Origin of the sequence: Enterobacter sp. A103 (genome assembly GCF_034427535.1) — a bacterium.
GTDB lineage: Bacteria > Pseudomonadota > Gammaproteobacteria > Enterobacterales > Enterobacteriaceae > Enterobacter > Enterobacter asburiae_B.
This window is the reverse complement of record NZ_JAXQPQ010000004.1, coordinates 162,829-181,429: the sequence shown is the minus strand read 5'-3', so window position 1 is coordinate 181,429 and position 18,601 is coordinate 162,829. Positions and strand designations below refer to the sequence as shown.

At 53.9% G+C, this 18,601-nt stretch carries 17 protein-coding genes and 6 tRNA genes; 13 read left to right on the top strand and 10 right to left on the bottom strand.

Going from position 1 to position 18,601, the window contains the following annotated elements; all coding sequences use genetic code 11:
• Window positions 1-55 precede the first annotated feature (55 nt).
• Together mgrA and SPH27_RS13480 are read left to right on the top strand one after the other, a co-directional pair.
• A complete protein-coding gene (gene mgrA, locus SPH27_RS13485; RefSeq protein WP_039263691.1) occupies window positions 56-1,054 on the top strand; it encodes an L-glyceraldehyde 3-phosphate reductase in 999 nt (332 codons plus the stop codon).
• A 127-nt stretch (window positions 1,055-1,181) separates the two neighbouring features.
• Window positions 1,182-1,535: a DUF2502 domain-containing protein gene (locus SPH27_RS13480; RefSeq protein ID WP_023308717.1), complete on the top strand. Its 354-nt coding sequence runs from the start codon at window positions 1,182-1,184 to the stop codon at window positions 1,533-1,535.
• A gap of 32 nt (window positions 1,536-1,567) precedes the next feature.
• Here the strand turns inward: SPH27_RS13480 and SPH27_RS13475 are convergent, their stop codons facing one another.
• On the bottom strand, window positions 1,568-2,806 hold the full coding sequence (locus SPH27_RS13475) for an Nramp family divalent metal transporter (RefSeq protein WP_033146141.1): 1,239 nt from the start codon (window positions 2,804-2,806) through the stop codon (window positions 1,568-1,570).
• A gap of 348 nt (window positions 2,807-3,154) precedes the next feature.
• On the opposite strand from SPH27_RS13475, the gene SPH27_RS13470 reads away from it, so the two are divergent.
• Window positions 3,155-4,342 carry a NupC/NupG family nucleoside CNT transporter gene (locus tag SPH27_RS13470; protein ID WP_008501591.1) on the top strand — a complete coding sequence of 396 codons (1,188 nt, stop codon included), beginning with the start codon at window positions 3,155-3,157 and terminating at the stop codon, window positions 4,340-4,342.
• 44 nt (window positions 4,343-4,386) lie between these two features.
• Here SPH27_RS13470 and SPH27_RS13465 read toward each other — a convergent pair whose 3' ends face one another.
• The 4 genes from SPH27_RS13465 to SPH27_RS13450 all read right to left on the bottom strand — a co-directional run bounded on the left by SPH27_RS13465 (window position 4,387) and on the right by SPH27_RS13450 (window position 7,102).
• A complete protein-coding gene (locus SPH27_RS13465) occupies window positions 4,387-6,579 on the bottom strand; it encodes an EAL domain-containing protein (RefSeq protein ID WP_182071340.1) in 2,193 nt (730 codons plus the stop codon).
• 213 nt (window positions 6,580-6,792) lie between these two features.
• Window positions 6,793-6,868, bottom strand: a tRNA-Ala gene (locus SPH27_RS13460).
• Window positions 6,869-6,909: 41 nt separating this feature from the next.
• A tRNA-Ala gene (locus tag SPH27_RS13455) sits at window positions 6,910-6,985 on the bottom strand.
• Window positions 6,986-7,026: 41 nt separating this feature from the next.
• Window positions 7,027-7,102: transfer RNA gene (locus tag SPH27_RS13450), tRNA-Ala, on the bottom strand.
• A 217-nt stretch (window positions 7,103-7,319) separates the two neighbouring features.
• Between SPH27_RS13450 and SPH27_RS13445 the strand changes: the two genes are divergently transcribed.
• Both SPH27_RS13445 and SPH27_RS13440 read left to right on the top strand, forming a co-directional pair.
• Complete coding sequence (locus SPH27_RS13445; RefSeq protein WP_033146143.1) at window positions 7,320-7,682, top strand: YfeC-like transcriptional regulator; 363 nt, start codon at window positions 7,320-7,322, stop codon at window positions 7,680-7,682.
• A gap of 1 nt (window position 7,683) precedes the next feature.
• A complete protein-coding gene (locus SPH27_RS13440) occupies window positions 7,684-8,067 on the top strand; it encodes a YfeC-like transcriptional regulator (protein ID WP_033146144.1) in 384 nt (127 codons plus the stop codon).
• Window positions 8,068-8,119: 52 nt separating this feature from the next.
• Here the strand turns inward: SPH27_RS13440 and gltX are convergent, their stop codons facing one another.
• Complete coding sequence (gene gltX / locus SPH27_RS13435; protein WP_033146145.1) at window positions 8,120-9,535, bottom strand: glutamate--tRNA ligase; 1,416 nt, start codon at window positions 9,533-9,535, stop codon at window positions 8,120-8,122.
• A gap of 258 nt (window positions 9,536-9,793) precedes the next feature.
• On the opposite strand from gltX, the gene SPH27_RS13430 reads away from it, so the two are divergent.
• The 4 genes from SPH27_RS13430 (at window position 9,794) to SPH27_RS13415 (ending at window position 10,581) form a co-directional block, all read left to right on the top strand.
• Window positions 9,794-9,869 (top strand) — tRNA-Val (locus SPH27_RS13430).
• Between the two features lie 29 nt (window positions 9,870-9,898).
• Window positions 9,899-9,974 (top strand) — tRNA-Val (locus SPH27_RS13425).
• A 4-nt stretch (window positions 9,975-9,978) separates the two neighbouring features.
• Window positions 9,979-10,054, top strand: a tRNA-Lys gene (locus SPH27_RS13420).
• Between the two features lie 188 nt (window positions 10,055-10,242).
• On the top strand, window positions 10,243-10,581 hold the full coding sequence (locus SPH27_RS13415; RefSeq protein WP_096150400.1) for a FlxA-like family protein: 339 nt from the start codon (window positions 10,243-10,245) through the stop codon (window positions 10,579-10,581).
• Here the strand turns inward: SPH27_RS13415 and SPH27_RS13410 are convergent.
• Window positions 10,578-11,513: a LysR family transcriptional regulator gene (locus tag SPH27_RS13410; protein ID WP_033146568.1), complete on the bottom strand. Its 936-nt coding sequence runs from the start codon at window positions 11,511-11,513 to the stop codon at window positions 10,578-10,580. The genes SPH27_RS13415 and SPH27_RS13410 overlap by 4 nt on opposite strands.
• Before the next feature lie 89 nt (window positions 11,514-11,602).
• Here SPH27_RS13410 and SPH27_RS13405 point away from each other — a divergent pair, with 89 nt between their 5' ends.
• The gene (locus SPH27_RS13405; RefSeq protein WP_182071341.1) at window positions 11,603-12,598 is read left to right on the top strand and encodes a bile acid:sodium symporter family protein; all 996 of its coding nucleotides are present in this window, start codon (window positions 11,603-11,605) and stop codon (window positions 12,596-12,598) included.
• Here SPH27_RS13405 and SPH27_RS13400 read toward each other — a convergent pair.
• The 3 genes from SPH27_RS13400 to zipA form a co-directional block, all read right to left on the bottom strand.
• The gene (locus SPH27_RS13400) at window positions 12,595-12,810 is read right to left on the bottom strand and encodes a DUF3820 family protein (RefSeq protein ID WP_003861328.1); all 216 of its coding nucleotides are present in this window, start codon (window positions 12,808-12,810) and stop codon (window positions 12,595-12,597) included. The two genes, SPH27_RS13405 and SPH27_RS13400, sit on opposite strands and share 4 nt — an antisense overlap.
• Window position 12,811: 1 nt before the next feature.
• Complete coding sequence (ligA, locus tag SPH27_RS13395; protein ID WP_039263696.1) at window positions 12,812-14,827, bottom strand: NAD-dependent DNA ligase LigA; 2,016 nt, start codon at window positions 14,825-14,827, stop codon at window positions 12,812-12,814.
• A 69-nt stretch (window positions 14,828-14,896) separates the two neighbouring features.
• On the bottom strand, window positions 14,897-15,892 hold the full coding sequence (gene zipA, locus SPH27_RS13390) for a cell division protein ZipA (protein ID WP_182071342.1): 996 nt from the start codon (window positions 15,890-15,892) through the stop codon (window positions 14,897-14,899).
• A gap of 230 nt (window positions 15,893-16,122) precedes the next feature.
• Between zipA and cysZ the strand changes: the two genes are divergently transcribed.
• The 3 genes from cysZ (at window position 16,123) to ptsH (ending at window position 18,594) form a co-directional block, all read left to right on the top strand.
• Window positions 16,123-16,884 carry a sulfate transporter CysZ gene (gene cysZ, locus SPH27_RS13385; protein ID WP_048978876.1) on the top strand — a complete coding sequence of 254 codons (762 nt, stop codon included), beginning with the start codon at window positions 16,123-16,125 and terminating at the stop codon, window positions 16,882-16,884.
• Between the two features lie 163 nt (window positions 16,885-17,047).
• Complete coding sequence (gene cysK / locus SPH27_RS13380; protein ID WP_014884739.1) at window positions 17,048-18,019, top strand: cysteine synthase A; 972 nt, start codon at window positions 17,048-17,050, stop codon at window positions 18,017-18,019.
• A 317-nt stretch (window positions 18,020-18,336) separates the two neighbouring features.
• The gene (gene ptsH, locus SPH27_RS13375) at window positions 18,337-18,594 is read left to right on the top strand and encodes a phosphocarrier protein Hpr (RefSeq protein WP_000487600.1); all 258 of its coding nucleotides are present in this window, start codon (window positions 18,337-18,339) and stop codon (window positions 18,592-18,594) included.
• The last annotated feature ends 7 nt before the right edge of the window (window positions 18,595-18,601 follow it).

Here is an 18,601-nt window from a genome sequence, read left to right as displayed (position 1 = left end):
CGCGTTAATGTAAACGCATACACTGATTTTTTCTTCAGCGCCAGAGGTCATTAGAATGGGTTATCAGCCGGACAAAAATCGTTATCGGACAATGGAGTATCGTCGCTGCGGGCAAAGCGGACTCAGGTTGCCCGCCATCTCGCTTGGGCTGTGGCATAACTTTGGCGACACCACGCTCATCGAAAACAGCCGTCAACTTTTACAGCGCGCGTTCGATCTGGGCATTACGCATTTCGACCTTGCCAACAACTATGGCCCGCCGCCGGGATCGGCCGAACGTAATTTCGGCCGTATTTTGCAGGAGGATTTCCTGCCCTGGCGCGACGAGCTGATCGTCTCTACCAAAGCAGGTTATACCATGTGGGATGGCCCTTACGGCGACTGGGGGTCACGCAAATATCTGCTGGCAAGCCTCGATCAAAGCCTGAAGCGCATGGGGCTGGAGTATGTGGATATCTTCTATCATCACCGTCCTGACCCACAAACGCCGCTGCTGGAAACCATGAAAGCGCTTGACCATGCGGTGCGCCAGGGAAAAGCCCTGTATGTCGGGTTATCCAACTACCCTGCAGAACTGGCCCGCAAGGCGATTGATATCCTTGACGATCTCGGTACGCCCTGCCTGATCCACCAGCCGAAATACTCTCTTTTTGAACGTGCGCCGGAAGAGGGACTGCTAAACGTGCTGCAGGAAAAAGGGGTCGGCTGCATTCCCTTCTCGCCGCTGGCCGGTGGACAATTGACAAACCGCTATCTCAACGGCATTCCGGCAGACTCACGCGCGGCAAGCGGCAGTCAGTTCCTGAACCCTGACCAGATCACCGAAGAGAAGCTGGAGAAGGTAAGAAAGCTGAACGCCATGGCGGAAGAGCGCGGTCAGAAGCTGTCCCAGATGGCGCTGGCCTGGGTATTACGCCATGAGAACGTGACGTCAGTGCTGATTGGGGCAAGTAAAACGGCCCAGATTGATGATGCCGTGGGGATGCTGGAAAACCGCCATTTCTCTGCGGAGGAACTTGTCCGTATTGACACGATTCTGAACAGCTCAAAATAGAATCACCTTTAGCAAAAAGTGCTCTCGCTCAGGAATTCGGAGTTGAGGCGATGAAACGAGGCTTTACCAACTCGTAATATTGCGTTAACAGGCCCCGCAAGGGCCCCGATCGTGAAGGAGAAAGAGTATGTTCAGGTCACTGATTCTTGCAGCGGTATTACTGGCTTCAGCCCCGCTGATCGCCAATGCGGGCGAAATCACCCTGTTGCCATCAGTAAAATTACAAATTGGCGATCGTGACGACTACGGCAGATACTGGGACGGTGGCTACTGGCGCGACCGTGACTACTGGAACCGTCACTATGAGTGGCGCGGAGACCGCTGGTGGAAACATGATAACGGCAGACACCGCGGCTGGTATAAAGACAACGCGTATGAGCGCGGCTACCGTGAAGGCTGGAACGATCGTGACGACCGTCGCGGCGGCTGGGATCGCGGCGGGAAAGGACGCGGCCACGGTCATGGCCACGGTCACCATTAATGCAAAAAGGAGCCTCCCGGCTCCTTTTTCTTTTAGAGCCCCAATGCGGTGCCAATAAGCAGCCACAGGTTCAGTGCCACTACCACCACCACGATTGCCCACCCGGTCCGTTTCACCAGCGTTGAGTTAACCAGTTCGCCCATCAGGGTTTTGTTGCTGGTAAAGATCAGCAGCGGCACCAGCGCCAGCGCGATACCAAAGCTCAGCAGCACCTGGCTCATGACCAGAATTCTCGTAGGATCAAGCCCCATCAGGATCACGATAAATGACGGGAGCATGGTGACGGAGCGACGAACCCATAGCGGAATATGGAAGCGGACAAACCCCTGCATCACCACCTGGCCTGCCAGCGTGCCCACTACCGTAGAAGAGAGACCGGCAGCCACCAGGCTGAGACCAAATATCGTGGCGGCAGCATGGCTCAGTAAGGGCTCAAGCGTGAGATAGGCCTGGTCGAGATCGGCAATACCGGTGTGGCCGTTAAAGTGGAAAGCGGCGGCTGCGGTAGCCATCATCGCCAGATTGACAAACCCCGCGATGGTCATGGCAATTGCCACGTCCCATTTGGTGGCGGAGTAACGCTCTTTGCGCGTCCCACCGTGGAGATGCTGAGTCAGCGAGGAGTGCAGGTAAATCACATGCGGCATGATAGTCGCCCCCAATACCCCGGCGGCCAGGAACACCGCTTCCGAGGTTGGCAGGCTTGGTATTGCCATACCTTTACCGAGCTGCACCAGATTCGGCTGTGAGAAAATCAGCTCGACGATATAGGCCGCCGCGACAAACAGCAGCAGACCGCCGATAACCTTCTCCAGCGGCTTTTGACCCCGACGCTGCAGCATCAGGATCAGGAAAGTGGCAATCCCGGTCAGTACCGCCCCCTGCAACAGCGACACGCCCAGAATCAGCTTAAAGCCGATCGCTGCACCGATAAATTCAGCGAGGTCAGTGGCCATGGCGATAATTTCCGCCTGGACCCAATAGAGCCAGACGGCCGGACGCGGATAATGGTCGCGAATTTGCTCCGCCAGGTTTTTACCTGTGGCAATCCCCAGCTTTGCGGAGAGCATCTGAATCAGCATCGCCATCAGGTTAGCCCAGACGACCACCCACAGCAGCTTATAGCCGAAGCTGGCCCCGGCCTGAATATTGGTCGCAAAGTTACCTGGATCGATATAGCCAATGGCAGCGATGAACGCAGGTCCCATTAATGCGAACCGCAACTTGCGCGCGGCTCTGCCACTGCTACCCTCTACGCGACTGTTTGTCATTTCTGCCTCTGAAATATAGCCTTTGCTATGTTTAATGCTATCAAAATGAGAATGATTATCAAGATCATTTGTGATGTTTACAGTGATTTCTCTGATAGCTTTGAACGATAGACGGGCGGGTAAGTGGGGCGATCTAACAGAAACTAAAATCGCGCGCGCTTTTGTGAAGACTAGCACACAAACTTAACTTTTCACTCATTTACCTAACATAACAAAAATGTATTGTGGATCACTATTTTTGAGACTCGTCACAGGATGTAACTATAGTGTGTCCTCGATCTCGTTTTCTTTTCGCTTGTTACATAGAATGTGCACGAAAATTAAACCTGCCTCATATTTGGAGCAAATATGGACCGCGTCCTTCATTTTGTCCTGGCACTTGTTGTCGTTACTGCACTTGCATTGCTGGTCAGCACAGACCGCAAAAAAATTCGTATCCGTTATGTTGTCCAGCTGCTGGTCATTGAAGTTTTACTTGCGTGGTTCTTCCTGAACTCCAACGTAGGCCTCGGCTTCGTGAAAGGCTTCTCCGAAATGTTCGAAAAACTGCTCGGATTCGCCAATGAAGGGACCAACTTTGTCTTCGGTAAAATGAACGACGAAGGTCTGGCGTTCTTCTTCCTGAAGGTTCTCTGCCCTATCGTCTTCATCTCCGCGCTGATCGGTATCCTGCAGCACATCCGCGTTCTGCCGTTCGTTATTCGTGGAATTGGTTTCCTGTTATCCAAAGTGAACGGCATGGGCAAGCTGGAATCCTTCAACGCCGTCAGTTCCCTGATCCTCGGTCAGTCTGAGAACTTCATCGCGTATAAAGATATTCTCGGCAAAATGTCCCGCAACCGCATGTACACCATGGCGGCAACCGCAATGTCTACCGTTTCCATGTCTATTGTGGGCGCGTATATGACCATGCTGGAGCCAAAGTATGTTGTTGCGGCGCTGGTTCTGAACATGTTCAGCACCTTTATCGTTCTGTCGCTGATCAACCCGTACCGCGTTGACGCAAGCGAAGAGAACATTCAGATGTCAAACCTGCACGAAGGCCAGAGCTTCTTCGAAATGCTGGGTGAGTACATTCTGGCGGGCTTCAAAGTAGCGATTATCGTTGCCGCCATGCTGATCGGCTTCATTGCGCTGATTTCTGCACTGAACGCCCTGTTCGCCGCGGTGCTGGGTATCTCCTTCCAGGGTATTCTGGGCTACATCTTCTACCCGGTTGCATGGGTGATGGGTGTGCCGGCTCACGAAGCGCTGCAGGTGGGCAGTATCATGGCAACCAAACTGGTTTCTAACGAATTCGTTGCGATGATGGATCTGCAGAAAATTGCCAGCACGCTTTCTCCGCGCGCGGAAGGCATTCTGTCCGTGTTCCTGGTCTCCTTCGCGAACTTCTCGTCCATCGGGATTATCGCGGGCGCGATTAAAGGTCTGAACGAAGAACAGGGCAACGTGGTTTCTCGCTTTGGCCTGAAGCTGGTTTACGGCTCTACGCTGGTGAGCGTCCTGTCTGCTTCTATCGCGGCACTGGTACTCTAACGTTTAGCGTTAAACAAAAACCGGGAGCCTGGCTCCCGGTTTTTTTATGCCCGCAATTCTTCCAGCGGTTTGGGTTTGCCTATCAGGTAGCCCTGCAGGTAATCCACGCCGAAGCGAAGCAGCATCTCGCGCTGCGCCGGTGTTTCGACGTATTCCGCTACGACGCACAGCGATTTCGTCTTCGCCAGATTACACATCGACTGCACGATCATCGCATCCATATCATCGGTACAAATGTCTTTAATAAAGCAGCCGTCAATTTTAATGATGTCTGCCTGCAGGCGTCTGAGGCGCTCGTAGTTGGCGTAGCCGGTACCAAAATCATCTATGGCAATCCGGAAACCGTAATCCCGCAGTTGCTGAATATTGTGGATGCTGCTGCCTGAATTTGAGAAGGCCTGCTCTTCGGTAATCTCAATCACGACGGACTGAGGCGCAACGCCGTAGCGTTCAAAGAGCGCACAAATCTCGGACGCCACCTCTTTTTGCATCAGCGTAAGCGGCATCAGATTAACGGAGAAACGAGCGCCAGCCTGCGTTGAAGGGTGATCGCGCAGCCACAGCAGTAATTTCTCCATGACGCACATATCAAACCGGTGGCTAAGGTTGAACTGGGCAATCAACGGAATAAAGCGGTCAGGAGTGAAGATCTCGCCCTCGCTCTCCATACGCGCCAGAATTTCGTAGTAGCCGCTCCCGTCCGCCTTCTGGATCGGTTGCGCGTATAAATGGAACTGGCCCGCCTCCAGGGCATGCTTAATCCGCGCCAGCATCAGGACTCGCTCTGTCGTTTGCCCTGATGCCGCCTCGAGGCTATTCGTGAGCGCAAGCACGTTGTTTGCTGCTCCGCAGGATTGCTCGGCCAGCCAGCTCAGCTGCCCCAGCGTGTGGTGCAGTTTTTCGCCGTTTTCGACCATTCCCCAGGACGCACCGAATTCAATATCCAGCCCGGTGTTGTTCCAAAAAATCTTACGGCTGTTCAGTCGATCAACCATATGCTGGAGGCGCTCAGCGGTTCCCGGGCCCAGTAATACCAGCACAAGCTCGCTTCCGGGAAGCTGGAAGAGCGTCTCATCTTTTTGCAGGAGAGGCTGCAGCGACGTGGCGATCGTACGTTTGCAATGGACCCGCATCAGGATCCCATAATGGCGGCTCAAAAATTCCAGGTTATCCATACGCAGAATGCTCACTTTTGCATCCGGGTGAATCTCAAGATAATCCTCCAGCGCACGAATATTGGGCAATCCGGTCAGCGGATCGGTGAGCGCCCTCCCCTGCCAGCCCCGCTTAAGCCACTCGCTGCGCTGGTAAATGCGCGACATGTAAAGCAGACAGATCGCGAATGAGATAAGCACGGACAGAATAAAAGAGAGCGAATGGCCCGATTCCACCCCGTTAAGGAAATTGTAGTTGTAGGTCAACAGCAGGAGCGCACATACAGCCCACAGCAGAGAAATCAACGCATAGGTCAGTCGGCTTATCGCTAAGGTAAAAAGAATAAAAATCAGCGGCATCAAATAGCCCGCAATGACGGGAGATTCAAAAGGACCACATAAAATGACGAGAATGAAACTTAATAGCACCAGCCAGGCAAAAATATATAATGAATTCTTGTGAAAAAACACGGGCTTCACGCTTCGTCGCCAGAAACTTATTGCATAACGAGGATTAATTATCATTCTTAACGGGTAATAGAACATCATGGTAAAAATCAATGCCGCACATATCAGGCTTTGTATATCCACAACGTTATAAATTACCGTCCCTTCGCCGAAAAAGGTCGAAATTGTCACCGGAAAATCAAACAAATAGCCCGCCAAATACATCGACAGCTTAATCCCTATTGGCACCATAAAACCGAGCCAGAATATCCGCAATCCGATGTGCTTGTTAGGGATGGAGTAGCGCCAACGCTTACCCAGCATGATGCGCAGAAGGCCGCACGCCGCGAACAACGCAAAGGTCTGACAGAACAGTAATACTGAATATTGTAGCGGTGCTAAATTTACATAGAATAAATTAGTGACAGTAAAACCTAACAAAATGGGAAGAATAGCCCTGCGCCCAAATAGCAGAATTACCGCCAGCATTACGCTTAAAGGTAACCATGCTAAATAAACGTCGTGACCATTAACAATTGCGCGGGGAGAGAGATAACGGGAGACAGGTACCGCAATCAGGCATAAAGCCAGAGCAATCATAAATATCTTTACATTATTGTAAGTTTTTCTATTCATTAACCTGGGCGTTATTTTCCGAGAGAATTATTGACCGGATGGATAATAGGTTTATTAATTGCGCGAATCAAGTTCAAGTCTATTTTTAGACTGGTTTATTGATGTCGATTGAGGTGAGGTACGGGAATACCTTCTTTTTGATAACAAAATACGGTGGCGGGTGTTACAAACACATAAAAAAAACCCTCGTCTTTTGACGAGGGTTTACAATTTTGGTGGAGCTAAGCGGGATCGAACCGCTGACCTCTTGCATGCCATGCAAGCGCTCTCCCAGCTGAGCTATAGCCCCACATGTGACTTTACTGACCGCACTCTGTTGGGTTCAGAGTTTGGTGGAGCTAAGCGGGATCGAACCGCTGACCTCTTGCATGCCATGCAAGCGCTCTCCCAGCTGAGCTATAGCCCCACATGTGACTTTACTGACCGCACTCTGTTGGGTTCAGAGTTTGGTGGAGCTAAGCGGGATCGAACCGCTGACCTCTTGCATGCCATGCAAGCGCTCTCCCAGCTGAGCTATAGCCCCATCGTAAAGCTGTCATGTTGACGGGCGGCATAATATGAATTCCACCGCGGAGTGTCAACGGCAAAATCAATCCCAGCCATTCAATCGCCGAAAATTCATGCAAATGAATCACTTTGCGAGCCTGCTCGCAGTCAGGAGTTAAGCCTGTCACGTTTTCACGTAAAACGGTGCTATAAAATGAGCCGTTAATTAACCCCACTGATATCCAGGAAATTGCATGATCAAGGAACGAATGACGCCAGAAGAGTTAGCCCTCCTCACTGGCTATAGCCGCCAGACCATCAATAAATGGGTACGCAAAGAGGGTTGGATTACATCACCAAAACCAGGCGTCCAGGGCGGGAAAGCTCGCCTGGTACATGTGAACGAAAAAGTCCGTGACTTTATCCGCAGCGCACGTCGGGCAACTGAAACGTCCGAACTGCCAGAAGGCGTCAGTCATGATAGTTCGCTTCACACGCTGCTCCTGACGCTGGCCAATGAAATGACGCCGGAAGAGCAGAAGCAGATGACATCGCTGTTAATGCGGGAAGGGATTACCGGATTGTTGCAACGTTTAGGAATTCGCGATCAGAACTGATATGAAAAAATTACGCAGCAAAATGACCACGGAAGAGCTGGCGGAGAGTTTGGGCGTTGCCAGACAAACGGTTAATCGCTGGATACGCCAGCAGGGATGGAAAACCGAAGGCCTCAACGGCGTGAAGGGTGGTCGCGCGCGGCTCATTCATATTGATGCGCGCGTGAAGGAACATATTATGAGCCTTCCGGCGATCCGTAACCGTCAGGCGGTTTACCATCTCGCTGAGGTCACCGCTTCATACAGTGAACCCTCTTCAAACCTGTCTCCGGGCATTATTGAGACGCTGGAGAGTATGACTCAGCCAGAGCAGAGGCGTCTGGACGCCTTATTGAAACGCGAAGGCATACACGGCTTTCTGACGCGGCTCGGTCTCACGGAATAAAAGGCATAAAAAAAACGGCAGGGTAACCTGCCGTTTTTTATCTGAGGCCTAATTACTGCTGATTTTCACGTTCAGCGATAAAGTCCAGCGCCTTGTTAATACGCGCTACGCTGCGTGACTTGCCGATGGCGTGAACCGTCACATCCAGTGCCGGAGACTGACCCGCCCCGGTCACCGCAACGCGCAATGGCATGCCGACTTTACCCATACCGACTTCCAGCTCGTCTGCCGTCGCCTGAATGGCGTGATGCACATTCTCAGCGGTCCACTCGGTAAGGGCCGCCAGCTTGTCGCGCACCACTTCCAGCGGCTGACGCGCAACCGGACGGAGGTGTTTCTTCGCGGCGTCCGCGTCGAACTCTTCAAACTCTTCATAGAAGTAGCGGCAGCTTTCGGCAATCTCTTTCAGCGTTTTGCAGCGCTCGCCGAGGAGTTTCACCAGGTCCGCCAGCTCAGGGCCAGTGCGGGTATCAATATTTGCCTGCTCAATATGCCACTGCAGATACGTCGCCACATATTCTGGCTGCATGGTGTTGATGTAGTGATGGTTCAGCCACAGGAGCTTGTCGGTATTAAAGGCGCTCGCTGATTTGCTTACAGAACTCAGAGAGAACAGCTCGATCATCTCTTCGCGACTGAAGATCTCCTGGTCACCGTGGGCCCAGCCCAGACGCACCAGATAGTTCAGCAGTGCTTCCGGCAGATAACCGTCGTCGCGATACTGCATAACGCTTACCGCACCGTGACGTTTAGACAGTTTTTTCCCGTCATCGCCGTTGATCATGGAGACGTGCGCATAAACTGGGACAGGGGCGTTCAGCGCCTTCAGGATGTTGATCTGACGTGGCGTATTGTTGATATGGTCTTCACCACGGACAACGTGAGTAATTTCCATATCCCAGTCGTCAACCACAACGCAGAAGTTGTAGGTTGGAGAACCGTCGGTACGACGGATGATCAGATCGTCCAGCTCCTGGTTGCTGAATTCAATTGGGCCACGGATCTGGTCGTCAAAGATCACCGAGCCCTCTTGCGGGTTAGCAAAACGCACCACGCAAGGCTCATCTGCAGCATGCTCGCTATGGTCGTGGCGGCAGCGGCCGTCATAACGCGGCTTTTCACCGTTCGCCATCTGCGCTTCACGCAGTTCATCCAGACGCTCTTTAGAGCAGTAGCACTTATACGCCGTGCCCGCGACCAGCATCTCATCAATGACGGCGTTATAGCGGTCAAAGCGTTTGGTCTGGAAGTAAGGACCTTCATCCCATTCCAGATTCAGCCAGTTCATCCCATCCATAATGGCTTCAATTGCTTCTGGCGTGGAGCGCTCAAGATCGGTGTCTTCAATACGCAGCACGAACTCACCTTTGTTGTGGCGTGCGAAAAGCCAGGAATAGAGAGCGGTACGTGCACCACCGACGTGCAGATAGCCTGTCGGGCTCGGCGCGAAGCGAGTTTTGATTTTCATGAAATGGCCTTACGTTATAAAGATGCCGGCAATCGGCAAATCCTGGGGAAAAAACGATGGGCAATATTCTATCACTGTGGGGGGATTCCTCAATGTTGATCCCTTTATCGTGACCGAGTTTGCGATTTTTGTTTAGAAATCATGCGTCATTGCCCGTTTCGCGATCGTTTTGTTTAATTTTACGACGAACGAATAAAAACTTTAGAAAATGCGTTGACTCATTTTCAACTCTCCCTATAATGCGACTCCACACAGCGGGGGTGATTAGCTCAGTTGGTAGAGCATCTCCTTTACACGGAGGGGGTCGGCGGTTCGAGCCCGTCATCGCCCACCATTCTCACCTTATCGCAGCAGTTCCGAAATGGGCGATTAGCTCAGTTGGTAGAGCATCTCCTTTACACGGAGGGGGTCGGCGGTTCGAGCCCGTCATCGCCCACCATTTCGGGTCGTTAGCTCAGTTGGTAGAGCAGTTGACTTTTAATCAATTGGTCGCAGGTTCGAATCCTGCACGACCCACCAATGTAGAAAGGCGCCCTAAAGGCGCCTTTTTGCTATCTGCAGTTTGTCTACTTCCGCCTTCCAGTACACTTTCACCGCATCATCAATACTGATTGTGTATCGATGTAACTCCCTGCCAGATATGGCAGTTTTGCTCAAGCTAATCCCGTTAGTGCCGATACCTCTGTTTTATAACGCGAGGAAAAAGTATGACGACCATTCAGGCTTCAACCCAACAGATTCAAACCAGCGGCGCGAGTGGAACTTCGAGCAGTAACGATATCGCTACGCAAATCACCCGCATTCTCGACAAGATCAAAAAGCTGACTCAGCAGTTAAAAGAGCTGGCGAACAGCCCCATCAGCACCGATGAGAAGAAAAAGCAGCAGGAACTTATTCAGACCCAGCTCAAAGTGCTGCAGGCACAGCTCGCCGCGCTGCAGCGCCAGCAGGCCGAAGAAGCCCAGAAGAAGCAGGATCAAAAGCTGGGCAAAGTGGAAGGTGTGAATACCCCTTCAGACAATAATCAGATTGATATCTACATCTAATCTTCTGATGCGTTAAACAGTGGGTCGCGTATGCGGGCTTCGGTTAATCGTTGTGCCTGGATACGCACCACTTCCCAGATAGCCTGCGCCGCGCCCGAGAGTGAACGATTTTTTCGCCGCACCAGCATCAGCTTTCGCTCAACAACGGGCGTTAATCGCTTGACGGCCAGCCGGCTTCCCTGCGGCAGGGGAAGCGCCAGGGCGGGCAACACGCTGATGCCAATGCCGGCTTCTACCATGGGAAACAGCGTCGCCGGGTGACCAATCTCCTGCACGATCGTTGCCTTTACGCCCTGATTCACCAGCGCGGAATCAATCAGCGGACGGCTGCCCGAGGCATAATCCTGTAAAACCAGGTTCGCGCCCGTCAGGGACTGCCAGCTGACTTCCGGCAACGTAGCCAGCGGGTCGTCGTCACGGCAGAGCAGCAAGAATGGCTCGGAAAGTACGCTTTCACACGCCAGATCGCTCGCCTGGCCGGGATCGATAACAATACCAAAATCCACATCTCCCTGGCGGATGCTCTCCAGCACCCACTGCTGCGGCCTGTCATGCAGGACAAAATCAATGTCCGGGTAGCGATGACTTCCCTCGGCAATACATTGCGGGATAAGGTGTGCAGAGATCGTCTGACTGGCCGCGACGCGCACGGTCCCCGAAAGCTGCTGCCCCAGCCTCCCCACGTCTCTGAGCGTGCTGTTCAGCTCATCCAGCAATCGTTCAAGACGCAGGGCGAGCTGCTGCCCCGCTTCGGTCAGCACCACTTCACGGGTTGTGCGGTCAAGCAACTTCACCCCGGTCTGATTCTCAAGCTCTTTCACGCTGTGGCTGACCGCCGACTGGCTCAGACCAATCATCTCCCCTGCCCGGCTAAAGCTGCGGGCGTGAGCGACGGTGACGAAAATACGAAGCTGGCGTAAGGAGTAATTCATCTGTTTCATTCATGAATGGATGTAATAAATCAATTTTATTTCTCAAATGGAAAAAAGCACAATAGCGACATCTGTTTTCAGGAGTCATTATGAAACTATTTCGTATTGTTGATCCGTTTACGCTCACTCTGGTTGTTACCGTTTTACTGGCCTCGTTTTTCCCCGCCCGCGGGGGCTTCGTCCCGTTTTTTGAGTGGCTGACGACGGCCGCCATCGCGCTGCTGTTCTTTATGCACGGCGCAAAGCTCTCGCGCGAAGCGATTATTGCCGGCGGTAGCCACTGGCGGCTGCATCTCTGGGTGATGTGCAGCACCTTCATTCTGTTCCCAATCCTCGGAGTGCTGTTTGCCTGGTGGGCGCCGGTTAACGTCGACCCGGCTCTCTACACCGGTTTCCTGTATCTCTGTATTCTGCCGGCTACCGTGCAGTCCGCCATTGCCTTTACCTCTCTCGCCGGAGGGAACGTTGCGGCCGCGGTCTGCTCGGCATCAGCATCCAGCCTGTTAGGGATTTTCGTTTCCCCGCTGCTGGTGGGCCTGCTGATGAACATGCACGGCGCGGAAGGCAATCTCGAGCAGGTTGGAAAAATCTGCCTGCAGCTGCTGCTGCCGTTTGTCCTGGGGCATCTATCCCGTCCATGGACCGGGGCGTTCGTGGCTAAGCACAAGAAATGGATCTCAAAAACCGACCAGTCGTCGATTCTGCTGGTGGTCTATTCCGCCTTCAGTGAAGCGGTTGTGAACGGGATCTGGCATAAGGTGGGCGCAGGTTCGCTGCTGTTTATCGTGGTGGTCAGCATCGTCCTGCTGGCGATTGTGATTGCGGTAAACGTCTTTGTGGCACGCAGGTGCGGCTTCAGCAAAGCGGATGAAATCACCATTGTGTTCTGCGGTTCGAAAAAGAGCCTGGCTAACGGTATCCCGATGGCCAATATTCTATTCCCGACCTCGGTGATTGGGATGATGGTGCTGCCGCTGATGATTTTCCACCAGATCCAGCTGATGGTCTGCGCGGTGCTGGCGCGTCGCTACAAGCGTCAGACCGAAAAGCTGGCGCAGGAAGAGACCCGCGCCGCGAAGGCTTAAGGACGTTTCAGGGGCTGAACCAGCTGGGTCAGCCCCTCGGTTTTGATCAGTAACGTGATAGCCATCAGCTCGCCCAGTCGCCCTGCCGGGAATTCATCCTTACGGGCAAACCACAGCAGATACTCCTCCGGCAAATCAATCAGCCTGCGGCCCTTGTATTTACCGAACGGCATCTCCGTATTGGCTATTTCAACGAGCTGTTCTTTCTCCACGTTACTCTCCTAACAGACGCATCATTTCCGCTTCGTCGATAACCTCAATGCCGAGCTCCTGGGCTTTCGCCAGCTTTGAACCCGCCGCTTCCCCGGCGATCACCAGGTCGGTTTTCTTCGACACGCTGCCCGCCACTTTGGCCCCCAGCGCCACCAGGCGCGCTTTCGCATCGTCGCGTGAAAGCTGGCTCAGGCTGCCGGTCAGGACTACCGTTTTACCGGCGAACGGGCTGTCGATCTCTTCGGCGTTAACCACCACCGGCGCGGGCCACCTGATCCCCTCTTCCAGCAGCTTGCCGATGACTTCACGGTTGCTCTCTTCGGCGAAGAAGTTAAAGACGTGCGTGGCGACCACAATGCCAACGTCAGGGACTTTCTGCAGCTCGTCGATGCTTGCCTTTTCCAGCGCCTCCAGCGTACCAAAGTACGCCGCCAGGCCCGCTGCCGTCGCCTCACCCACTTCACGAATGCCCAGCGCGTACAGGAAGCGGGCAAAGGTCGTCTCTTTGGCGGCTTCCAGCGCGTTAACCACATTCTGGGCTGACTTTGGCCCCATGCGATCCAGACCGGTCAGTTTACCTGCCGTCAGCCTGAAGAGATCCGCTGGCGTATGGACATACTCTTTCTCAACCAGCTGATCGATAATCTTGTCGCCCATGCCGTCGACATCCATCGCCCGACGGGAGACGAAGTGCTTCAGCGATTCTTTACGCTGCGCACCACAGATTAAGCCCCCAGTACAGCGCGCCACCGCTTCACCTTCCACACGCTCAACGTCGGAGCCGCACACCGGGCAGTGGGTCGGAAAGACGATCTCGCGCGTATCGGCAGGACGTTCCGACTCCACGACGTTAACCACCTGCGGGATAACGTCGCCCGCGCGGCGAATCACCACTTTGTCACCAATGCGCAGGCCGAGGCGTTCGATTTCATCGGCGTTATGCAGCGTGGCATTACTCACCAGCACGCCCGCAACCTGCACGGGCTCCAGACGGGCGACCGGGGTAATCGCCCCCGTACGGCCAACCTGGAACTCCACATCGCGAACGACGGTCATCTGCTCCTGAGCAGGGAACTTAAACGCCACCGCCCAGCGCGGCGCGCGCGCCACAAAGCCTAGCTGCTCCTGCAGCGCCAGAGAATTCACCTTGATGACGACGCCATCAATATCAAAACCGAGCGTCGGACGGTCCTCTTCCACCTTGTGGTAGAACGCCAGCACCGCTTCCGGCGAGTCGCAGAGCTGAACGCGGTTGCTCACCGGCAGGCCCCACGCTTTAAACTGCAGCAGGCGTCCGAGGTGCGTATCCGGCAGCTCGCCGCCCTCCAGAATACCGACGCCGTAGCAGAAGAAAGTAAGCGGTCGCTTCGCGGTAATACGCGGGTCAAGCTGGCGCAGAGAGCCTGCCGCCGCATTACGCGGGTTAGCAAACACCTTCCCGCCGGTGCGACGCGCCTCGTCGTTAATTTTCTCGAAGCCCGCCTGGGGCAGGAACACCTCGCCGCGCACTTCCAGACGCGCGGGAATGTTGTCACCCTGCAGCTTCAGCGGGATCGCGCGGATGGTACGCACGTTGGTGGTGATGTCTTCGCCCGTCGTACCGTCGCCACGCGTTGCGGCACGCACCAGCACACCGTTTTCATAGAGAAGACTGACCGCCAGGCCATCCAGCTTGAGCTCGCAGCACCAGGTGAGGGAGTCGCTGCTTTTCAGGCGATCCTGCACGCGCTTGTTAAACGCGAGGAAGCTCTCTTCATCGAAGACGTTATCCAGCGACAGCATCGGCACCTCATGGCGCACCTGGCTGAAAGCGCCCAGCGGCTCAGCGCCGACGCGCTGGGTAGGGGAATCCGGCGTGATAAGCTCCGGATGCTGCGCCTCTAATTCGCGCAGCTCGCGCATCAGGCGGTCATATTCGGCATCCGGGACTTCCGGCGCGTCCATAACATGATAGAGGTATTCATGATGGCGAAGCGTGGTTCGCAGTTCAGTGAGTTGTTGTTCGATTGAGTCCATATCGCACCATCAATGAGAAAAAACCCCCGACAGGCGGGGGTTGAGGAGGAGTTGAAGTAAACGCGACGATTACGCGTTAGCTTCCTTAACTTCGCGGATGCGGTCCTGATACTCGCGCAGCTTCTGCGGGGTCATCATTCGACGCTGATCGTCGAGCACCACGCCGCCGACTTCGTCAGCGATGTGCTGAGCGGACTGCAGCATCAGCTTAAAGTTTTGCAGTTCGTCGCCGTAAGAAGGCACCTGCATAAAGATAGTGACGCCCGGGGTCACGAAATCACCGGTCATTTCCGGATCAAAGGTGCCAGGGTTAACCATGTTGGCCAGGCTGAACAGCGCCGGACCGCTACCGTCAGGGCTCAGATGGCGATGGAAAATGTTCATATCGCCAAACTTGAATCCTGCCTGTTGAATACTGTTGAGCAGCACGTCACCGTTAAGATGGCTGCCGTGATGCGCGGCCACGTTCATGATGATCACCGCTTCTTTACGCTGCGGTTTTTCAACAACCGGCTCTGGTTCTACAACGGGCTCAGGCTCAACGTGTGGAGCCGGAGCAGGCTGAGGCGCAGGCTGTACGTGAACAGGCTGCTGCGGTTGTTGTACCGGCTGAGCAGGCTGTTGCTGCACGGGCTGCTGCACCGGCTGCTGCACCGGCTGCTGTTGAACCGGCTGTGGCGCAGCAGGCTGCTGATAGACAGGCTGTTGCGGCGGCTGGCGCACCGGTTCTTCCACAGGCTGCGGCGCTGGCTGGCGCGGCTGTGCAGAAGCATACGGCGGTTGATACTGGTGCTGCGAAGGACGAGGCGCTTCATGCTCCCCATGGCCTGCGCCGGGCGCAGTATTGACCCGATGAACACGAACTTCACCCACGCCGTCGTCATCGCTGCCGTCGATGTCATCTTCACTGTCATCGTCGTCACGACTGGACTTCATGCGCTTCAGTGGGCGATCGCGAAACATCGAGGAACGCTCTTTACGGCTGGTCCAGAAACCATGTACCAGTAAAGCGATTATGGCGATCGCGCCAACAATGATTAATATCAGACGCAAATCCTGCATCATTATATTCTCTGTTGTTCTAACACCTTGCCACCACGGCAAACATTTACTCACTAAGAGTATTTGCCGTTTACGTCAAGTGCAAGTGTGTGCAGAGCATTCACAGCATAAAGATGAAGGAAATCGTGCTTTTTGCTGGTTTTTCGAACATTTCCGAACTGGTCATTGCTCCGTAAGTGGATAATATAGGCGGGCAATTCCACTGGTTGTGTAAAAAGGAGTAGAGCCTGGCTATGGTTTCAACATCTTCTTCTCCCCCGCGCAGCGGCGTATGGTATTTTTCTCAGGGCTGGAAACTGGTCTCCCTGCCGGGGATTCGACGCTTCGTGATTCTGCCGCTGTTGATCAACATTATTCTGATGGGCGGCGCGTTCTGGTGGCTATTCACAAAGCTGGAGAGCTGGATCCCGTCGCTGATGAGTTACGTGCCGGACTGGCTGCAGTGGCTTAACTACCTGCTCTGGCCGGTGGCGGTGATCTCCGTGCTGCTGGTGTTTGGGTACTTCTTTTCGACGATTGCCAACTGGATAGCCGCACCGTTCAACGGTCTGCTGGCGGAACAGCTGGAAGCGCGGCTTACCGGTGTGACGCCACCGGACACGGGCGTGCTGGGGATCATGAAAGACCTGCCACGCATCATGAAGCGCGAGTGGCAGAAGTTTGCCTGGTACCTGCCCCGCGCGGTCGTGCTGCTTATCCTCTATTTTGTGCCAGGCATTGGCCAGACGGTGGCGCCGGTGCTGTGGTTCCTGTTCAGCGCCTGGATGCTGGCCATCCAGTACTGCGACTATCCGTTCGATAACCACAAGGTGCCGTTTAAAGAGATGCGCACCGCCCTGCGCAGCCAGAAGGTCGCCAATATGCAGTTTGGCGCGCTGACCAGCCTGTTCACCATGATTCCCTTCCTGAATCTGTTCATCATGCCCGTCGCCGTCTGCGGCGCGACGGCGATGTGGGTCGACTGCTACCGTGCTAAGCACGCGTTATGGAAATAATGCAAAAATGTGTAAAGCAGGGGTGGCTTATGCCGCCCCTTATTCCATACTGATCCCCATTATTTCCTTGCAGTATATAGATATGCGAATTCCTTACTTCCCCCTACCTGCTCAACAGGTATGCTGGGTCGGTATCCCAATTTCATACAGTTAAGGACAGGCCATGAGTAAGATTTATGAAGACAACTCGCTGACTATCGGTCATACGCCCCTGGTTCGACTGAACCGTATCGGTAATGGACGCATTCTGGCGAAGGTCGAATCACGTAACCCGAGCTTCAGCGTAAAATGCCGTATCGGTGCAAACATGATTTGGGATGCTGAAAAACGTGGCGTACTGAAGCCTGGCGTTGAGCTGGTGGAACCGACCAGCGGCAATACCGGTATCGCTCTGGCCTATGTTGCCGCCGCGCGTGGCTACAAGCTGACGCTGACCATGCCAGAAACCATGAGCATTGAGCGTCGTAAGCTGCTCAAAGCGCTGGGCGCGAACCTGGTGCTGACCGAAGGCGCGAAGGGCATGAAGGGCGCCATTCAGAAAGCTGAAGAGATTGTGGCCAGCGATCCGGCGAAATATCTGCTGCTGCAGCAGTTCAGCAACCCGGCTAACCCGGAAATTCACGAGAAAACCACCGGTCCGGAAATCTGGGAAGATACCGACGGCCAGGTTGACGTCTTTATCTCCGGCGTAGGTACCGGCGGTACGCTGACCGGCGTGTCACGCTATATTAAAGGCACAAAGGGTAAAAAAGACCTGATCACCGTTGCCGTTGAGCCAACTGACTCACCGGTTATCACCCAGGCACTGGCGGGTGAAGAGCTTAAGCCAGGCCCGCATAAAATTCAGGGTATTGGCGCAGGCTTCATTCCGGGCAACCTGGATCTGAAGCTGATCGATAAAGTGGTGACTATCACTAACGAAGAAGCCATTTCTACCGCGCGTCGCCTGATGGATGAAGAAGGCATTCTGGCGGGTATCTCTTCCGGTGCAGCCGTTGCGGCAGCGCTCAAGCTTCAGGAAGATGAAGCCTTTACCAACAAGAATATTGTGGTTATCCTTCCTTCTTCGGGCGAGCGTTACTTGAGCACCGCACTGTTTGCCGATCTGTTTACCGAAAAAGAGCTGCAACAGTAGTGCCAGCATGTTAATAACGCGTAAAAAAGCACCTTTTCAGGTGCTTTTTTGTGGCCTGCTTCAAACTTTTGCCCCTCCTGGCATTGCTTCACCCCGTTGGGTCTGGTATTTAAACCAGCAATTATTTTGATGCGTGAAATTAATCGGTGAATGAAATAGCCTTGCTGAATCGATTTTATGATTTGGTTCAAGTCTTGCTTTCGCTGCATAATGTTTAATGACGATCGAAACGTCAGCGCTAACAATACAGGCTAAAGTTCAGTCGCCAGGCTAGACTTTAGTTCCACAACACTAAACCTATAAGTTGGGGAAATACAATGTTCCAGCAAGAAGTTACCATTACCGCTCCGAACGGTCTGCACACCCGCCCTGCTGCTCAGTTTGTTAAAGAAGCAAAAGGCTTCACTTCTGAAATCACTGTGACTTCCAACGGCAAAAGCGCGAGCGCAAAAAGCCTGTTCAAACTGCAGACTCTGGGCCTGACTCAGGGCACCGTTGTCACCATCTCTGCAGAAGGTGAAGACGAGCAGAAAGCAGTTGAGCATCTGGTAAAACTGATGGCTGAGCTCGAGTAAGTTTCCG

Excerpts from the sequence above, each read along its gene's own strand:
- cysZ (WP_048978876.1), top strand. The coding sequence starts at position 16,123 with ATGGTTTCAACATCTTCTTCTCCCCCGCGCAGCGGCGTATGGTATTTT.
- SPH27_RS13410 (WP_033146568.1), bottom strand. The coding sequence starts at position 11,513 with ATGAATTACTCCTTACGCCAGCTTCGTATTTTCGTCACCGTCGCTCAC.
- SPH27_RS13480 (WP_023308717.1), top strand. The coding sequence starts at position 1,182 with ATGTTCAGGTCACTGATTCTTGCAGCGGTATTACTGGCTTCAGCCCCG.
- ligA (WP_039263696.1), bottom strand. The coding sequence starts at position 14,827 with ATGGACTCAATCGAACAACAACTCACTGAACTGCGAACCACGCTTCGC.
- SPH27_RS13465 (WP_182071340.1), bottom strand. The coding sequence starts at position 6,579 with ATGAATAGAAAAACTTACAATAATGTAAAGATATTTATGATTGCTCTG.
- SPH27_RS13470 (WP_008501591.1), top strand. The coding sequence starts at position 3,155 with ATGGACCGCGTCCTTCATTTTGTCCTGGCACTTGTTGTCGTTACTGCA.
- SPH27_RS13445 (WP_033146143.1), top strand. The coding sequence starts at position 7,320 with ATGATCAAGGAACGAATGACGCCAGAAGAGTTAGCCCTCCTCACTGGC.
- cysK (WP_014884739.1), top strand. The coding sequence starts at position 17,048 with ATGAGTAAGATTTATGAAGACAACTCGCTGACTATCGGTCATACGCCC.
- mgrA (WP_039263691.1), top strand. The coding sequence starts at position 56 with ATGGGTTATCAGCCGGACAAAAATCGTTATCGGACAATGGAGTATCGT.
- SPH27_RS13440 (WP_033146144.1), top strand. The coding sequence starts at position 7,684 with ATGAAAAAATTACGCAGCAAAATGACCACGGAAGAGCTGGCGGAGAGT.
- SPH27_RS13415 (WP_096150400.1), top strand. The coding sequence starts at position 10,243 with ATGACGACCATTCAGGCTTCAACCCAACAGATTCAAACCAGCGGCGCG.
- ptsH (WP_000487600.1), top strand. The coding sequence starts at position 18,337 with ATGTTCCAGCAAGAAGTTACCATTACCGCTCCGAACGGTCTGCACACC.
- SPH27_RS13405 (WP_182071341.1), top strand. The coding sequence starts at position 11,603 with ATGAAACTATTTCGTATTGTTGATCCGTTTACGCTCACTCTGGTTGTT.
- zipA (WP_182071342.1), bottom strand. The coding sequence starts at position 15,892 with ATGATGCAGGATTTGCGTCTGATATTAATCATTGTTGGCGCGATCGCC.
- gltX (WP_033146145.1), bottom strand. The coding sequence starts at position 9,535 with ATGAAAATCAAAACTCGCTTCGCGCCGAGCCCGACAGGCTATCTGCAC.
- SPH27_RS13475 (WP_033146141.1), bottom strand. The coding sequence starts at position 2,806 with ATGACAAACAGTCGCGTAGAGGGTAGCAGTGGCAGAGCCGCGCGCAAG.